Annotated in this window: 14 protein-coding genes and 1 tRNA gene; 5 read left to right on the forward strand and 10 right to left on the reverse strand. The window is 67.6% G+C overall.

The features are described from left to right. Positions 1-50: 50 nt before the first annotated feature. Together QZV81_RS03985 and QZV81_RS03990 are read left to right on the forward strand one after the other, a co-directional pair. Complete coding sequence (locus QZV81_RS03985) at positions 51-2,528, forward strand: FAD-dependent oxidoreductase (RefSeq protein WP_292832854.1); 2,478 nt, start codon at positions 51-53, stop codon at positions 2,526-2,528. A 58-nt stretch (positions 2,529-2,586) separates the two neighbouring features. Continuing rightward, positions 2,587-3,483 carry an NUDIX hydrolase gene (locus QZV81_RS03990; protein WP_292832857.1) on the forward strand — a complete coding sequence of 299 codons (897 nt, stop codon included), beginning with the start codon at positions 2,587-2,589 and terminating at the stop codon, positions 3,481-3,483. Positions 3,484-3,529: 46 nt separating this feature from the next. Here QZV81_RS03990 and QZV81_RS03995 read toward each other — a convergent pair whose 3' ends face one another. Both QZV81_RS03995 and QZV81_RS04000 read right to left on the reverse strand, forming a co-directional pair. After that, entirely contained in the window at positions 3,530-3,901 is a 372-nt protein-coding gene (locus QZV81_RS03995; RefSeq protein ID WP_292832860.1) for an RNA-binding S4 domain-containing protein, read from the reverse strand. Positions 3,902-3,918: 17 nt separating this feature from the next. Continuing rightward, positions 3,919-4,062 (reverse strand): hypothetical protein, encoded by a 144-nt coding sequence (locus QZV81_RS04000; RefSeq protein WP_292832863.1) that lies wholly within the window; start codon positions 4,060-4,062, stop codon positions 3,919-3,921. Between the two features lie 163 nt (positions 4,063-4,225). Between QZV81_RS04000 and QZV81_RS04005 the strand changes: the two genes are divergently transcribed. From QZV81_RS04005 to QZV81_RS04015, 3 genes are all read left to right on the forward strand, one after another. Next, positions 4,226-4,299, forward strand: a tRNA-Pro gene (locus tag QZV81_RS04005). A gap of 91 nt (positions 4,300-4,390) precedes the next feature. Next, positions 4,391-4,816 (forward strand): hypothetical protein, encoded by a 426-nt coding sequence (locus QZV81_RS04010; RefSeq protein WP_292832866.1) that lies wholly within the window; start codon positions 4,391-4,393, stop codon positions 4,814-4,816. 639 nt (positions 4,817-5,455) lie between these two features. After that, a complete protein-coding gene (locus QZV81_RS04015; protein WP_292832869.1) occupies positions 5,456-6,220 on the forward strand; it encodes a glucose 1-dehydrogenase in 765 nt (254 codons plus the stop codon). A gap of 207 nt (positions 6,221-6,427) precedes the next feature. On the opposite strand, the gene QZV81_RS04020 is transcribed toward QZV81_RS04015, so the two are convergent. The 8 genes from QZV81_RS04020 to ureC all read right to left on the reverse strand — a co-directional run. Continuing rightward, positions 6,428-7,654, reverse strand: coding sequence for a Wadjet anti-phage system protein JetD domain-containing protein (locus QZV81_RS04020; RefSeq protein ID WP_292832872.1), 1,227 nt, complete (start codon positions 7,652-7,654; stop codon positions 6,428-6,430). Next, the gene (locus QZV81_RS04025; RefSeq protein ID WP_292832875.1) at positions 7,651-11,022 is read right to left on the reverse strand and encodes an ATP-binding protein; all 3,372 of its coding nucleotides are present in this window, start codon (positions 11,020-11,022) and stop codon (positions 7,651-7,653) included. The genes QZV81_RS04020 and QZV81_RS04025 overlap by 4 nt, the downstream gene beginning before the upstream one ends. Next, entirely contained in the window at positions 11,019-11,609 is a 591-nt protein-coding gene (locus QZV81_RS04030; protein ID WP_292832878.1) for a DUF4194 domain-containing protein, read from the reverse strand. Before QZV81_RS04030 ends, QZV81_RS04025 begins: the two co-directional genes overlap by 4 nt. Then, positions 11,606-13,030 carry a DUF3375 domain-containing protein gene (locus tag QZV81_RS04035; RefSeq protein WP_292832881.1) on the reverse strand — a complete coding sequence of 475 codons (1,425 nt, stop codon included), beginning with the start codon at positions 13,028-13,030 and terminating at the stop codon, positions 11,606-11,608. Before QZV81_RS04035 ends, QZV81_RS04030 begins: the two co-directional genes overlap by 4 nt. Before the next feature lie 63 nt (positions 13,031-13,093). After that, the gene (locus QZV81_RS04040) at positions 13,094-13,804 is read right to left on the reverse strand and encodes an urease accessory protein UreD (protein ID WP_292832883.1); all 711 of its coding nucleotides are present in this window, start codon (positions 13,802-13,804) and stop codon (positions 13,094-13,096) included. Beyond that, positions 13,801-14,592 carry an urease accessory protein UreG gene (gene ureG / locus QZV81_RS04045; protein ID WP_292832886.1) on the reverse strand — a complete coding sequence of 264 codons (792 nt, stop codon included), beginning with the start codon at positions 14,590-14,592 and terminating at the stop codon, positions 13,801-13,803. The genes QZV81_RS04040 and ureG overlap by 4 nt, the downstream gene beginning before the upstream one ends. Continuing rightward, positions 14,585-15,232: an urease accessory UreF family protein gene (locus tag QZV81_RS04050; protein ID WP_292832889.1), complete on the reverse strand. Its 648-nt coding sequence runs from the start codon at positions 15,230-15,232 to the stop codon at positions 14,585-14,587. The genes ureG and QZV81_RS04050 overlap by 8 nt, the downstream gene beginning before the upstream one ends. A 35-nt stretch (positions 15,233-15,267) precedes the next feature. Further along, positions 15,268-16,622, reverse strand: a 1,355-nt coding sequence (gene ureC / locus QZV81_RS04055; RefSeq protein WP_292832892.1) for an urease subunit alpha, incomplete at its 5' end; no start/stop codon positions are given.

Consider the following 16,622-nt stretch of genomic DNA (forward strand, 5'->3'; position numbering starts at 1 on the left):
ACCCCGGGGTGTATGGTTGTGTGGTCAGACCATATATCGGAGGAGATGTCATGAAACTTGTCGTCGTCGGGGGAGTCGCCGGAGGTGCTTCTGTTGCTGCGCGTGCGCGAAGGCTCGATGAGAGTGCCGAGATCCTTGTTCTCGAACGCGGTGATTACGTCTCATTCGCCAACTGCGGTCTGCCCTACCACATCGGCGGTGTCATCGCCGATCGGGAGCGGCTGCTGCTCCAGACTCCGGAGAGCCTCCGAGAGGCCCTCGATTTGGATGTGCGCGTCGACAGCGAGGTGATCGCACTCGATCTCGCAGCCCAGACCGTGACCGTGCGCGATATGAAGACGGGGCGCGAGTACCGTGAGGCTTACGACCGCCTGGCGCTGTGTGCGGGCGCCGACCCCGTGCATCTCTCCCTCCCGGGCGCCGACCTCCCCGGCATCCATGTGCTGCGGAACGTCGAGGACATGGATCGCATCAAGGACCACCTTGACCGGGTGATCGCCGAGGCCGCGGTGGACGGGCGCCCCGTTCGCACCGTCGTGATCGGCGCCGGTTACATCGGCGTAGAGATGGCCGAGAACTTCCGTCATCGGGGGGCAGAGGTCTCCATCGTCGAGATCGCGGATCAGATCCTGCCTCCGCTCGACAAGGAGGTGTCCATCCCCATCGAGCAGCACGTTCGCGGACGCGGTGTCGAGTTGCACCTCGGCACGGCCGCCGCCGCGTTCACTGCCGACCCGGGCGGCGGTCTGCGCGTCGAACTGAACAGCGGTGCCGTGCTGGCGGCCGATCTGGTCGTCTTGTCGGCGGGCGTGCGGCCGAACGTCTCGCTCGCGCGCGACGCGGGACTCGTGCTCGGTCCGCGCGGCGGGATCGTCGTCGACACGCACATGCAGACCTCTGACCCGCGCGTCTGGGCGGCAGGGGATGCCGTCGAAACGGCCCACACCGTGCTCCCGGGCACCTGGATCACTCCCCTCGCGGGACCGGCCAACCGACAGGCGCGTGTGGCCGCCGAGAACATCTGCGGACGCGAAACCGAGTACCTCTCCACGCAGGGAACGTCGGTCGTGAAGGTCTTCGACATGACCGCCGGTGCCACCGGCGCGACCGAGCGGCAGCTCGTTCAGGCGGGTCTGGAGTACCTGACCGTTCACCTGCATCCGTCCGGTCACGCCGGCTACTACCCGGGCACGGCGATGATGCACATCAAGGTGCTGTTCGCTCCGGGGAGCGGCACGCTGCTGGGCGCGCAGATCGCCGGATTCGACGGAGTGGACAAGCGGCTCGACGTCTTCGCGACCGCGATCAGGCTGGGCGCCACGGTGCACGATCTCGAGGGGTTCGAACTCGCCTATGCGCCGCCGTTCGGCTCGGCCAAGGATCCCGTCAACATGGCCGGGTTCCTCGCCACCAATGTCCTTCGCGGCGACCTGAAGCTCTGGTACGCGCAGGACTTCCCCGCCGCTGTCGAAGGCGCGCGCATCATCGATGTGCGCACGCCGGAGGAGTTCGCGATCTGGCACATCGCCGGCGCGGAGAACGTGCCGCTGCCGACGGTGCGCGACGCATCGGCCGGCTGGGACCCCGCGGTGCCGGTGCGGCTGTACTGCGCGGTCGGCTTCCGCAGCTATCTGGCCTATCGCGCGCTCGTGCAGCGCGGTTTCACTGATGTGCGGACACTCTCCGGCGGGTCGCACACCTTCCGGTTCTGGCACGACCTCGAGAAGGAGCGCAGCGCCCCGCATCCGGCCGAGATCGCCTACGCCGAGGCGACCGAGCTGAAACTCGCTGCCAGCGGAACCGGAGAAGTCGTCGAGCTCGACTGCACCGGACTGGCATGCCCGGGCCCGATCATGAAGCTCTCGCAGACGATGGACACGCTTTCGTCCGGCGACGATGTCCTGGTTCACGTCTCCGATCCTGGCTTTGCGCAGGACGGACCGGCGTGGGCGTCCGCCAAGGGCCACGAGCTGCTGTCGATCAGCCCCGAGGGCCCGGGCTATGTTGCGACATTCCGCAAGGCCGGTTCTCGTCCGGCGGCAGTCGCGGTCGCCACACGCGACCAGGTCTCGTTCGTGGTCTTCTCCGGCGATCTAGACAAGCTCATCGCCGCTTTCATCATCGCCAACGGCGCGCTCGCGATGGGCCAGAAGGTATCGATGTTCTTCACCTTCTGGGCTCTCAATGCCCTCCGGCGGCAGGACCCGCCCGCCCGAAAGAAGTCGATGCTCGACAGGATGTTCGCCATGATGATGCCTTCGGGGCCGAACAAGCTCCCGCTGTCGCAGATGAACATGGCGGGTGCCGGCGGCGCGATGATCAAGCACGTCATGAAGCAACACTCCGTGCAGACGCTCCCCGAGCTGATGAGCGCGGCGCGCGGGGGCGGTGCGCGCCTCATCGGATGCACCATGACGATGGATCTCCTGGGCATCGCGGAGTCGGATCTGCAGGAGGGGGTGGAGCTCGGCGGCGTCGCCACTTTCCTCGGCGAGGCGCAGAAGTCGGGCACCACGCTGTTCATCTGACGCGTTCGATGGGCCGGGCGCACGCCGCGGCACTCATCGGGTGTGACAGGCTGGGACTGTGACGATCGTCCCGCCCCGCCCCGGTGAGCCGCGCCGCCCGGACGGGCCGCGCGATCCCGGCGACGCGTGGGTCGTGACCGCCGACGGCACCCGCTATTGGGGGCGTTTCGGCGCTGCCGGACTGCTTGCGGTCGACGCTGAGCGCGGCGTGCTGCTGCAGCACCGGGTCGCGTGGAGCCACCACGGCGGCACATGGGGGCTGCCGGGCGGCGCGCGTCACCAGGGCGAATCAGCGTGCGACGCTGCGTTGAGAGAGTCGGCCGAAGAGGCGGGGGTTCCCGCCGATGCCGTGCGCCCCCGACTGATCAGCATGTACGACGCGGATGTCTGGACCTATGCGACGGTGGTCGCCGACGTGACCGTGCCGTTCGAGCCCGTCATCAGCGATCCCGAGAGTCGTGAGCTGGCGTGGGTCCCGGTGGATGCCGTCGACGCCTACCCGCTGCATCCCGGCTTCGCCGCGTCGTGGCCACGGCTGCGCATGCTGCTCGACACGCACCCCGCGGTGCTCGTCGACGCCGCCAATGTCGTCGGCTCGGTACCCGACGGATGGTGGCGCGATCGTGCGGGGGCAGCGGATCGGTTGCTGGCGCAGTTGACGGCACTTGCGGGCCGTGGGGTCGCCGCCGCGCGCCTCGGGCTTTCCGAGCACGTTTGGTTTCCGGAGATCATCGCCGTGCTCGAGGGCGATGCGCGGGGGGCCGACGATGTCGCAGGTGTGACGGTCGTGCGCGCCGCGGGCGCGGGCGACGATGAGATCGTGGCGACCGCCGAGAGGCTGATTGCACGCGGGCGCGCCGTTTCGACGGTTACGAGCGACCGCGAACTGGGATCGCGGCTCGAGCGAGCGGCGGCATCCGTCCGCCCTGTCGGGTGGCTTCGCGACCAGTTGTGAGATGGGCCGTTCGGGCACTCTCCGCGGATGGTGACGGGTCGGCGCGCTACTGGTCGAGGTCGCGTCCGCGTAGGCGGTCGATATCACGCCGCTCGCGCTTGGTCGGGCGCCCCGCGCCGCGGTCACGCACGGCGACCGATGTCAACGGCGCGCGCACGGGGGTGCGATCGTCGAAGGCCAGCGCCGCAGCCGGCGCGCCGACCCGTTTGGTCAGCAGCTCACGTACAACGAGGATCCGGTCGAAGCCCGCGAGCCGCACCCTGATCTCGTCGCCGATCCGCACGATCTGTGAGGCTTTGGCCTTCTCACCTCCGACGCGCACGTGCCCCGCGCGGCACGCGGTCGTTGCGGCCGAGCGCGTCTTGTAGACGCGGATCGCCCACAGCCACGCATCGACGCGCACGCGGGAAGAGGCCATGCTCTGATTCTGCCCGCTCAGCGCAGCGCGAGCGGCGCGATCGGTCGGCTCGGCGTGAGTCGGACGACCTCGATCGCGCTGGCGTTCAAGAAGACCGACAGTGCGCCGTGGAAGAACGCCGTGGAAGAACTCAGGGCGCGACGGTACCGCCGAGTCCCCACAGGTGCGGACGGTTCGCTGGCGCCATCCGGACCGGGTAGGATTGGGGAGTTGTCCGCGTGCGGACGGCGGACCGCGATGTGGCACAGCTTGGTAGCGCACCTGAGTGGGGGTCAAGGGATTTACGCCTCCCGGGCGGCCCGAATAACTGAAAACTGAATGCCACGGGCTGTGGCGCAGCTTGGTAGCGCACCTGACTGGGGGTCAGGGGGTCGCAGGTTCAAATCCTGTCAGCCCGACAGAAAAAGCCCCGGTAGATCTGAGGATCCGCCGGAAGCCGAGGGGGATGCACTCGAGGAGGCGCCCCTCACTGATGAGGAAGCTGTGTGGTTGAGCCAGCAACAGCCGCTGGGCGAGGTTGCTTACCTCGCGGAGACTGCATATCCAGGTGAGTTCGCGTACGCGTTCCTCGGTGCTCAGGGAAACGACTTCAAGATCGGTTTCAAGGATGATGTGCCTCCAGAGATCGTCGCTGCGCTTTCGAAGACTGGTCTGAGCTCTTCGATCGAGGAGCACGTGGGGTTCACGCAAGCCGATTATGAGGACGCGACGAGGAGCGTCATTCGCGAGTTCGATGGACTCGCGGCTCCGGAGGTGCAGTTCGTCGTCGGGCCGACTCCCGAGATCTCGGTAGGTAGCATCACCGTCACCGTTCACGGCGGGAGCGAAGGGACGCTTGCAGAGGCGAAGCGCGTCTTCGATTCGTTGACGGCGCCTGTGCCGTTCGAATTGATCTGGGGGCGCACCGTCGACTGATCAGGTCACGCTTTCCAGCTACAATCGCGCTGGCGGAACATAGCTGCTGAACTCGTCTGGCACGGGTGTTTGCACTTCTGGATTTGTGGTCAATTCAGAATCAAACGCCGACCTCGGATTGCTCACCGCGGGCCACTGCCCGAACTCGCTGCGGTTTCACCACATTAAACGGCTGAGCGCCTCGCCCCCGCTCTCTGTGGATCAGGGGACCAAGGGGACCAGAACGCCTGCGGGGCCACTCGTCCCGGCTCCGTAGCGCATCACGGGCGTAGACCTGCGCACCTGAGACGTTCGCGTGCCGGTCGCTGTCCAGCACCGCCAGCACCTCGGCGCGTTCGGCTGAGCGCAACGCCGCGGGGTGCGGGCGGGGTGCCTCCTTCGGCCCGTGGACTCGTGGTTTCGGGTTCGGATCCGGGAATGCTGAAGTTTCGGTTGACTCCGGGACTGCTTTGATCTGATTGATCGGGGCGGGAAGGATGAAGTCATGCCGGTGAAGTCCTCGGAGGAGTTCAAGCGCGACCCGGTCGCTCCGGCGACAGTCCGAATCTCGTCATCGGCGTAGGATCGTGTACGGGCTCGCAGCGATCCGCGACGATCGATCGCTGGGCATGCGGACCGGATCATCGAAGGAGAGAACCCATGACCGGGCAGTTCAATGGCAAAGTCGCACTGGTGACAGGTGCCGGATCGGGCATCGGCAAGGCGGTCGCGCTCCAGCTCGCGACAGAAGGAGCGACGGTCGTCGCGCAGGACCTGCGGCTCGAAAGCGCCGAAGCGGTGGTCGCCGATATCACCTCCGCGGGCGGCACGGCGACCGTGGTGGCGGGTGACGTGGGTGCACCAGAGGACGTCAAGGCCGCCGTCGCCGTCGCCGTCGACACATATGGGTCCTTGCACCTCGCCTTCAACAACGCAGGGATCGGCGGGCCTCAGGGACTCGTCGGCGACTACGACGACACCGACGGCTTCGCGGCCTACCGTCAGCTCGTTGCGGTCAATCTGGATTCTGTCTACTACGGACTCCGCTATGAGATCCCCGCGATCCTCGCCGCGGGCGGCGGGGCAATCGTCAACATGTCGTCGATCCTGGGACTGGTCGGCGAGCCCACGGCGGCGCCGTACACGATGGCAAAGCACGGTGTAGCCGGGCTGACGAAAGCTGCCGCTGCCGGGTACGCCTCACAGGGCATCCGAATCAACTCGGTGCACCCCGGATACATCGACACGCCGCTCCTGTCGTCGCTGCCCCCGGAGGCGTATGACGCACTCACCGCTAAACACCCTGCCGGACGCCTGGGCACGGCCGAAGAGGTCGCCAATCTCGTCACCTTCCTCCTGAGCGACAAGGCGAGCTTCATCACCGGCTCCCAGCACGCCATCGACGGCGGCTACACAGCGGTCTGATCCTGACGACTGCTTCTCTGAGGCTTCCGGCGACCTGCAGAGACGTCGCTGCCCGCGCGGGTTAAATCGGCGAGGATCTACGATCGACGCAACGCGCACGGCCTGGATGTCGCCTTCGCCGGGCGGGATCATCGCGTAGTTTCTGGCGGTTCCCACCCTGATGCTTTCGATCAGGGCGAACTTCCAGCATCCCCCAGGCTGGCAGCTCTACGCGGATGACGCCGTGCCGGGCAGGGGTCCCAGCGGCAACTCGGGTTCATTCACCTCGGCGTTCTGCTCCAGGTGGTGGAGATGACTCATCGCCCAGTCCCAATCGATCCGTTCTTGCTCCAGGCGGACGGCGGGCCCGTAGCGGTCAGAGACGAGGTCGGCGTAGAGCGCAGATTCGGTGCCGCTCAACCTGTCGAGAGCGACATCGGTCGGCACGTTCTCGCGGCCCCACCGAGGTTCGTGCGCCAAGAGAGTCGCCCGATCCATCAGCACGGACCGTGCGTGCGGCAGGTGCGCCCGCACGCGATTGAGGATGGCGAAACCGTGTGTGTCGATGTCGCCCCAGTAGTCGACCTCCGTGTTCTCCAGCCACTCCAGGGACGCCGACTGGTCGGCGTCGTAGCCCTTGCCCCAGAGCACCACGCCGCCCCGCCGGACCGGGACGCTGAGATACGTGACCTCGTTCTCCACAATGAGCGCATGCCGTGCCCGCACGCGCATGAGGCTCAATTCAGCCGTGCGGAATACCGCTTCGGTGAGCCCTGCCGGCACCGCCAGCACGGCAGGATCGAACCGCAGCCGTACGGTCGAGGGCTTGGTCGCCAAACCCAGGGCGCGTGCGAACGGGCCTGCCGCGCTGGGCACGTCGAGCATCGAGGCCAGAGGTCCTCGGTGCCGTTCGATGAACTTGGTGTCCACGCCGGGCGCGTTCACCTGACGTTGGTAACGCCCCGAGCCTCGGTGGCCATCGAGCCACGCGTAGGCCGCGAGCATTGCCGACCAGTCTTCCGCAAGGGCCGTTGCGGCCAGCGGCGAGGTCAACGCCCATTCCCGTGCGCGTGGGACCGGCGCGGACCGGTCGACGATCTCGCGGAAGGCCGCGGCATCCGTCGCCGTGCCCAAGAGCAGCCAGGCCTGCTCGTACGAGCTGATCACCACGCGCACCGGCACTTCGGTCGCTCCTGCCAGCCGTCCGCCGATGCGCCCCATCACCGTAGTGAATGCCCGGCCCTCGCGTGAGGCGCGCCGTACGGACTCGACCCACGCACGCGCCGCATCGAAGTGGTCGCCGAGATCGGCCGCACTCGGCCCGCGCAGCGGAATCTCGACAACCGGGAAAGGCGTGCTCAGGGCGAACGCCCGCAGGAGCGTGCCGTCATCCCAGCGCCGACGCACCGTCGCGACAATGCCCGCCGGCGAGGTCCAGCGCGCCGGGTCGCTCACGCGCCGCTCCGTTGGCGCTCGCGGAACTCCTCGATCGTCAGCGTATGCACGCGGGACGAGGCACCCGTCGGATTGTCGACGAAGCCGATCGAGCTGACATACGGCTCGATCACATGCACCTTCTGCAGCGGTGTCACGATCAGCAGCTGCAATCCGAGCTTCGCGAACAGTTCGAGGGCATAGCGCGTCGACGCGTCCGACCCGCGGCCGAAGGCCTCGTCGATGACCGCGAAGCGGAAGTCGCGTGACTTCTCGACGCCCCACTCCAAGCCGAACTGATAGGCGAGGGATGCCGCCAAGATCGTGTAGGCGAGCTTTTCCTTCTGCCCGCCCGACTTGCCGTCTGAGTCGGTGTAGTGCTCGAACTCTTCGCCGGTACGACGATCCCTCTCGCTCGCCGCAAAGGTGTACCAGTTGCGCACGTCGGTGACGCGGCGCATCCAGACCCGGTCACCGTCGGCGTGTCCGACGCGGCCCTTGAGCCGCTCGATCATGTGACGGATTTGCTCGAACCGCTGTTCGACATGGGGTGCGTCTTCACTTGCGCTGAGGACATCGGCGGTGGCGTCGCGCAGATCGGAGCGGAACTGCCGGACGTCTTGGTTCACCGTCGGCTCGGCTACGAGGACGATGATGCGACCCGGGTTGTAGTCGATCGCGGCGAGCGCCTCGTTGATGATCTCGACACGCCCGCGGATTTCGTCGGCCTGACGGCGTAGCCACGCGTTGAACTGCGCGAGTTCGCGCACGGCGTTCGTATTGAGCTGATGACGGAACTCGGCCTCGAAGCGCGGAAGGTCGTCACGGGTGACACGGTCGTGCAGTGCCCGGAAATCGGGGATCGAGCGCACGTTCGCGTCAAGCTCGGCACGCTGCTCGGGCCATCGCCGCAGGAACTCGCCCATCTGCTGCTGGATACCGGTGGTATAGCCGTTCATCTCACGCTGAGTGGACTCCACCGCCGAGGTGAGCACGTCGATGAGCGTCCCGCGCAGTCGATCGCAGTCCTCGACGGTGCGCACGACGACGCGGGTGGCGCGGTCGGCGAGCGCCGGGTAGAGGGCGCGCGCCCGCTCCACGACGTCTGGACCCATGGCGGCCAGTGCATCATCCTCGGAACTACGCCGCGCCTGTGCAGCGGTCACTGCGGCGCGCGCCGCCCCGATGCGCCCGATCACGGCCTCTGCCTCGGTGCCGAGCGCGGCGTCCTGAGCATCGAGCGCTTCGAGTTGCGCATCGATCGCAGCCAGCTGCGACGACCCTCCGACGAGGCGATCGCGCTCGGCCTCCAGCGCTGTGAGCGTCTCGTCTGCTGCTTTAGTGTCGATCTCCGACCAGGAGCGATACTGTGCGAGCGCCGCAAGCACCTCGCCCCGACTCGACAGGACGCCCGCTTCGTCCTCTATCGCGGTCAGGTGCTGTTCGAGAAGATTCAGCTCGGAGTTAGAGCTGTCGAGCTCTGCCTGCAGGGCGGCGATCTTCTGCTCGCTCCCGCGGCCGAGCACCCACCGGCGCGGATCGCCCGCGCTGCTGCGATCGTCCTTCTCGTGCCGATCCCGGTCGCGTACGAGACCCTCGCGCGTGACGGCCCGGTCTTCACGGCGCAGTTGATCCACTGATGCCGCGAGCACATGGTCTGCGCGCACTGCGAGTTCTGCGGCCAGATAGTCGGCGAACGCTCCCGGCTCGATCGCGATCGCATCGACCAGACGGCTTCCGGCGTGGGGCGTGGGCACGGCGCGAACCCGCCTTTCGGGAACCCGCAGATACACGAGTTTCGCGTTGAGCCGGTTGTCGTTGACCCAGCTCGACAGCGCCGCGTAGTGCTGCTGCGGCACGAGCATCGTGAGCGCGAAGCCGCGCAGCACGCGTTCGGCAGCGCCTCGCCACGGGGCATAATCCTCGGTCACCTCGAGCAGCTCACCCGCGAACGGCACGTCGTCCTCGCTGATGCCGAGAGCGAGGCAGAGGCTCGCTCGCACCCGGTTGAGGTCTCCGGGCAGGCTGTTGCGCCGCTCGCTCAGGCTCTCGATCTCCTGCTTCGCAGCGTCGCGCGAGCGGCGCGCATCGGTTCGCCGCTCGAAAAGGGGCTCGCGGCGGCGCTTGAGCTCTTCGCGCTGATCGTCGAGCCGGGCGCGCTGAAGCCCCGCCTCCTCGGCACGTGCGAGGAAGGCGTCGCCGTCGTCCGCGGGCTCGAGCGCCGCAGAGCGCAGCAGGACGTCGTATCGGCGGCGGCGTTCGGCCCGAGCGGAGCGGACCTCTGCCGCGCGGGGGATTTCGGAATCCAGCTCCTTCAGGCGATCGCCGCCGACACCCGCCCGTTCGAGCTTCAGTCGGTCGCGCTTGGGCACGAGCGCCTCGCGTTGCCGGGCGACGTCGACCCTGCGCGCATCGAGGGCGGAGACCTCGACGTCTCGCGCAGCGATCTCATCGTCGAGCAGCGCGCGCACCCGTTCGCTGATGTAGGGCACGACAGCGCTGCGCTGATCCACCAGAGCGGCGTGGCGAGCCGTCGCGTCGTCGAAGCGATCCGCCGCGGTGACCAGTGGTGCGAGCACGGCCAGCTGGTCGGTCGCGGTGCGTACGGCTTCGTGCGACTTCACGAGATTCTCGAAGTGGTCCACGATCGCCTTGACCCGTGGCCCGGCATCCACGGGCTCGAGCATGTGGTCGCGCACGAAGTCATTGAGGTTGCCGACCGACTTCATCGAGACGGTTTGATGGAACAGATCCATCGCCTGCTCCGACCGGATGCCGAGGAGCCGACGCACCCGGCGGTGGTAGTCCGGGAACGTGCTGTCGACGTCGGCGCCGCGGGCGCGAAGTCGGCCGCGAAGGGACTTGAGGTCGGACCCGAAGTCGGTGAAATCGGGGTCGATCGACAGAGCCGCGGATGCCGTGACGAAGAAGCGATCGGGTTGACCCACGCGGTCCTTCTGATGGAACACCTGCGCGATCGTGACGCTCTCGTCGTATCCATCGTTCGCGAAGACCCCGAGGATCACCGAGTACGATCTCTGGTCGCGCAGGCCCACCGGGCGCGATGCGCCGGTGGCCTCGTTTCGCTCGGACTTGTAATGACCCTCGACATAGCTGCGGAGCGTCCGCTCCTTCACGTCTGCCCCGGCGGCCTTGTTGTAGGCGATGCGGTGTGCGGGCAGCAGAAGCGTGGTGATCGCGTCGACGAGTGTGGACTTTCCACTGCCGATGTCCCCGGTGAGAAGCGACGTGTGGCCGTCGGGATGGGTCGACCACACATGCTTGTCGAACGTGCCCCAGTTGAACACCTCGATGCGCTGCAGCCGGTACCCGGTGCGCTGGTGGGCGAGCGAGGGGGCCTCGAGTGCGGAGAACAGCGCGTCAGTCAACGGGTCGCCTCCTCGGCGCCGGCATAGGCCGCCAGCCGCTCTGCAAAGTCGGACAGTGTCTGCGCGTCGACGTACGCCTTGAGGATGCGCCGCACTTCCCACGCGCCCGTCTGGCCGCGCAGTTCGCGCAGGAACCCGAGCTCAGCAGCCTGGGCGATCGTGCGATCAGCCTGATCGGCGATCCGTGCTTCGTTGCTCGATGACTGCTGAAACACGCGCAGCATCTCGACCAGCTGGTCGCGCGTGAGCACGAGCTTGCCCGCGTCGCCTGACGACTCGAACTCGACCATCCGCTTGCGCAACAGCACGAGCAGCAGGCTGACGTTGTACGTGAGACTGCGCCGACGCACGAGTCTCGGCAGCGGCTCTTCGCCGGCTTCCGGGTCGTGGGTGGCGAGGTAGGCGTAGCCTTCGGATTCGTCGAGCACCACGTCGATGCCGATCGTGGCGAAGTGGTCGGCGATGGCCCCGCGGTGTCGCTGCAACGCCTGCCACACTGCCTCGTGCGTCGGTACCTCGCGGTAGACGACTTCTCTCATCAACAGGATGATCGCTTCCGCGACCGCCTGCTCGTCGGCGCTCCTCATCTTCGCGTCACCTGGACCGTCCGCATCCTCACACGCTTCGGGTGCCCGGTGGCGTCGGCGACGTCGATCGTCATTTCGTCTTCTCCCACCTCGATCGTGATGTCGTCGTCGTCGAGAGCCAGGTAGCCGAGGATCTCAGCAACCCCCTCTTGCACCGGGTACAGCCCGACGATCTCATCGAGCGCGGCCGAGGTGCGCGGCGGCACGACGGCGCGGATGTTCCCCGCCAGGCGTGCCGTATCGACGAAGCGCTGGGTGAAAAGGTCGCCGAGCTCGGCGACATCGATCACGTCGGGTGAAAGCATGCTGTCGACTGCGACGTCGGGCTGCGGATCGTAGAGAGGTCGTTCGAACGGCAGAGCGATCGGTACGCCGGGTTCATCGACGAAGAGACCGAGGTCGCGGGGCGGCGCATCGCGCACAGCGAGGGCTGACGCCTCGACGGCCCGCACGAGATCGATGACGCGGCGGTTCTCGACCCACACCTGATCCTCGAGAAACCGGCGCAGCTGCTCGGAGAGATTGCGGACCGTCTGTTGGGTGCGCTCTGCGGCATCTGCCCAGTCGTGGTGCACGCTGCGCAGCCGTCGATCGGCGGTGAGCTGCGGCATCCCCTGCACCGTCGCCAGCAGTTCGGATAGTTCGTCTTGGCGGCCTTCCGAGAGCAGGAAGTCGTAGAACGCCTGAAAGCTGCGACCTTGATCGGACGACGAGATGTCGGTGCGGCCGCTCACGAGTTCGCCGAGCAGCTCGCCTTTGCCGCCTTCCCACCCCGCGATCTTCTCGCGCGCCGACCGGTCGAGCGCGCGGAAGTTCTCTTCCACCTCTCGGAAGTCGCTCAGCAATTCGCGCGCAATCGTCGCGAACTGCTGGTAGCGCTCGCGTACAGCCGTCTCATCGAGCACAGTGAACCTGCCCTCACGCGCTTCGACAAGCTCAGCCTCGATCGCATCGCGGCGCCGCTCGAGCTCGGCGATGCGGCTGTCGGGATCGATCTCGGAGCCGTGCACGATGTGGCGCAGCAGCTCGATGACCGTCTGCAGGCGCGACTCAGTGCCGATGAACGACCGCGCGCGAAGGCCTTGAACCCACCCGTAGGCCTTCTGCACCGCGGGTGTCACGTCGTAGTGCACCTCCTCCGAGCCTGCCGGGTAGAAGCGCCGCAGCCACGCGGCCTCGGGCGCCGCCCAGTCTTCGAGATACGTTTCCGGGTCGGACGGGTAGCGGTCGGGATCCACTCGGTGGACGGCGTACAGGAAGTCGTCGAGAGCCGAGACGAGCAGGCCGACCGGCGCTGCACCCCGGTTTTCCTCGACGAAGTACTGCCCGAGGAACGAGAGGACGAGCGGCGCGTTGCGTGCGCGCAACAGGCGCCACGCGGGATTGCGCTCCCACAGTCGGTCAAGTTCCTCGAGTTCCATATCCTCACCAGGATATGGGCCCGGCCGGACACGGTGAGTGGCGCGCCGTCGAGGGTCGTTCCCTCACGCCTCCGCCGGCCCATCGTTGACCCGGGCGTCGGCGACCCAGGCATCCCACACCGGATCCAGGGGGGAGCCATGGGTATGGCCGGACAGGTGGCGGGCCATTGCTCCAAGAGCATCGAACTCGAGATCATGCGGACGCGCCGGCGGCCGAAACCCCACGGCGATCACGGCATCGAGCACGCGATTGCCACCGAGCACGCCGGGTTCCGGCGCCGCGCCGTCGGCCTCCAGCCGCTCGAGCAGGAGCGGTCCGCCAGGATCGGAGACCGAGAGCGCTGAGACCAACCGGCCGCCCTGCTCGCCGTATCTCCCGAGCACGAGCGTCTCGCGGATCACCGCTCGTGCGCCGGACTTCAGCGCAAAGGAGCTGCTCCGTTCGACGTCGGCTCCGTCCGTGACGACGAACGGGAGCCCGCGCCAGTACAGCGTGGCGTCGGCGCCGATCCGCGCGTCCAGCGTCCATGACGAGCGTGTGCCGGGATATGCGACCGTGCCCCCGACGTCTTCGATCGTCAAGGTGCACGCCGGTCCGACGTCGATCTCGACGTGCACGTGGTCGCCGCCGAGCAGCACCATGCCGGCCGCGGCCATTGCGACGTTCGCAGTCATCGTGTCGCGCGAGATCAAGCGAGGTGCAAGCGCACCGACAGTGAGCTCCACGTGTGCGCGAGGCACGCCGGCCGTGACTGCGATGCGGGTGGCGGTCACTCGTTCGTGGTCATCTCCGCACCGGCATGCGCGCGGGAGTGCTCGTGGCCGGCGGTGGGCACACCCTCGGCATGCGAGTGGATGAACCCGCCCTCCGGATGCTCTTCATCGGCGTGGAAGTGCGGGGCCATGGGACCGGGATCCTGCGCGATATGGGTTCCTGCCCGGTGATTGGCAAGGATCGTGAGCACCCAGGCGCGTAACACCGCGATTGATGCAGGGTCGTGTCGCGACAGCGCCAGCACGGCACGGCCGTCCCGCGCCGCCTCCGCGTCCGCCACCATCTGGGCCACGTCGACACCGACATAGGGCGCGAGGTCGGTCTTGTTCACGACGAGAAGGTCGGCACGACCGATGCCCGGACCGCCCTTCCTCGCAACATCGCCGCCGCCCGCGACATCCAGCACGAAGATCTGGGCGTCGACCAAGGCGGGCGAGAACGTCGCGGTCAAGTTGTCGCCCCCCGACTCGATGAGGACCACGTCGAGGGGTGCGAAGTCCCGCTCGAGGTCTTCGACGGCGAGCAGGTTGGTGGTGATGTCGTCGCGAATCGCCGTGTGCGGGCACGCGCCGGTCTCGACAGCGCGGATGCGATCGGGCTCGAGGACGCCGGCGGAGCGGAGGAATCGGGCATCCTCATCTGTATAGATGTCGTTCGTGATGACGCCGAGGCGAAGCTCGGTGGCGAGTGCACGGCACACCGTCGCGATGAGGGACGACTTGCCGGTGCCGACCGGGCCGGCGACGCCGAGCCGGAGGGCGCGGGGAGTGGGTGGTAATTCAGGCACGAAAGAGTCTCCTGTTCGTGGTGGCGTGGGCTTCGGTCCACGCCTCGGCTTGGGGGGCGCTCGCGGCAGGGATCTCATCGGGTGAGATGAGCGCCGCGAGCTGCGAGACGAAGGGATCGACCGTCGCGCACGCGTCGATCACGAGCCGAACGCCGTCGACGGGGTCGCCGGGTTCGAGCTTGAGGAGGGCCGCAACGCCACCGGCCAGGTCGTCGTAGACGGCCACGCGCACGAGTGTCTCAGCATCGAGCCCCGCATCGGCGGCGATCGCACCGAGCACAATCGGGCGAGCGGGCATCGCCGGACTCCCGCTCACGAGACCGGCGATCGCCGGAGACTGCGGCCATAGGCGCTGCGCGAGTCGCAGAAGCCCGCGGCCGAGGTCTGTAGAGGCGGTCCGCGCTGCTCGGCTCGGGGTGCGCGCCGCCCATGCCCGTGTGACGGGTGCATAGGACGATCCGTCCAGGGCGGTCCGCCGAGCCACGACCGCCGTCGCCGCATCCACGAGCGTGGTCGTCCGCGCCCGCGCGCCCAGGAACGCGCCGATGTCCGCTCGCGCGAGCCCGCCCTGGATGGCGGGCTCGACCCCCGCCGAGAATGCATGTCCTCCCGAGGGAAGTCGTGCATCGGCGAGCAGCATGGTGACGGTATGCGCGGAGGGATCCATGGCAGGTCTCAGAACATGTTGTACAGCTGGGCCAGGGGAAGAAATGCTGCGGGCGCCGGTTCGACGTCGTCACCGTCGATCGCGATCTCGAACGTGTCCGGGCGGATGCGGATCGAGGGGAGAGCGTCGTTGTTCTTCATGTCGGCCTTGCCGATGTCGCGCGTGGGCTGGACCGCAGCCAGCCGACGGCGCAGACCGAGCGTCTCGGCCAGACCATCCTCGAGCGCTGCGGGCGATACATACGTTACCGACAGGTCGGCTCCGATGGTGTCGCCGAACGACGGGCGCATCATCACGGGCTGTGGTGTTGGGATGGAGGCATTGGGGTCTCCGAGCGCGGCCCACGCGATTGCGCCGCCCTTGACGACGACCGCGGGCCGCACGCCGAAGAACTTCGGCTCCCACACGACCAGGTCGGCCAGTCTGCCGACTTCGATCGACCCCACGTCGTACGCGATCCCGTGTGCGGTCGCGGGGTTGATCGTGTATTTCGCGACGTAGCGGCGCGCCCGCTCGTTGTCGGCCGGCATCCCGCCACCCAAGGGACCCCGACGGTTCTTCATGACATGCGCGACCTGCCAGGTGCGCGTGACCACTTCGCCGATACGGCCCATGGCCTGCGCATCGGACGATGTCACCGACAGCGCCCCGATGTCGTGGAGGATGTCCTCCGCGGCGATCGTGGTGGCACGGATGCGCGACTCTGCGAACGCGAGATCTTCCGGCACTGCCGGATTGAGGTGGTGGCACACCATCAGCATGTCGAGGTGCTCGGCAACGGTGTTGATGGTGTGGGGGAGTGTCGGGTTCGTGGAGCCGGGGATGACATTGGGCAACCCGGCGATCGCGAGGATGTCCGGCGCGTGGCCCCCGCCGGCGCCCTCGACGTGGAATGCGTGGATCGATCGGCCGCCGATCGCGGCGATCGTGGACTCGACGAAACCCGCTTCATTCAACGAGTCCGAGTGCAGCGCGACCTGCAGGCCCCACTCCTCGGCCGCGCGCAGGGACGCGTCGATCGCTGCGGGAGAGGACCCCCAATCCTCGTGCACCTTATAGCCGGCGGCACCCGCGAGCGCCTGTTCCTTCAGCGCGGCCATGGAGACGGTGTTGCCCTTGCCCAGCAGAAGGACGTTGACGGGCAGCGGATCCAGTGCGCGATGCATGGCCGACAGGTGCCATGCGCCCGGCGTGACTGTGGTGGCCTTGGACCCTTCCGACGGCCCGGTGCCTCCGCCGACGATCGTCGTGATCCCTGAGGCGAGAGCCTCGTGGATCTGCGAGGGTGAGAGCAGATGGACGTGCGAATCGATGGCGCCCGCGGTCACGATGCGCCCCTCGCCGGAGATGATGTCGGTTGAGG

This window comes from Microbacterium sp., from assembly GCF_011620665.1.
Classification (GTDB): domain Bacteria; phylum Actinomycetota; class Actinomycetes; order Actinomycetales; family Microbacteriaceae; genus Microbacterium.

Excerpts from the sequence above, each read along its gene's own strand:
- QZV81_RS03985 (WP_292832854.1), top strand. The coding sequence starts at position 51 with ATGAAACTTGTCGTCGTCGGGGGAGTCGCCGGAGGTGCTTCTGTTGCT.
- QZV81_RS03995 (WP_292832860.1), bottom strand. The coding sequence starts at position 3,901 with ATGGCCTCTTCCCGCGTGCGCGTCGATGCGTGGCTGTGGGCGATCCGC.
- QZV81_RS04015 (WP_292832869.1), top strand. The coding sequence starts at position 5,456 with ATGACCGGGCAGTTCAATGGCAAAGTCGCACTGGTGACAGGTGCCGGA.
- QZV81_RS04030 (WP_292832878.1), bottom strand. The coding sequence starts at position 11,609 with ATGAGGAGCGCCGACGAGCAGGCGGTCGCGGAAGCGATCATCCTGTTG.
- QZV81_RS04035 (WP_292832881.1), bottom strand. The coding sequence starts at position 13,030 with ATGGAACTCGAGGAACTTGACCGACTGTGGGAGCGCAATCCCGCGTGG.
- QZV81_RS04050 (WP_292832889.1), bottom strand. The coding sequence starts at position 15,232 with ATGCTGCTCGCCGATGCACGACTTCCCTCGGGAGGACATGCATTCTCG.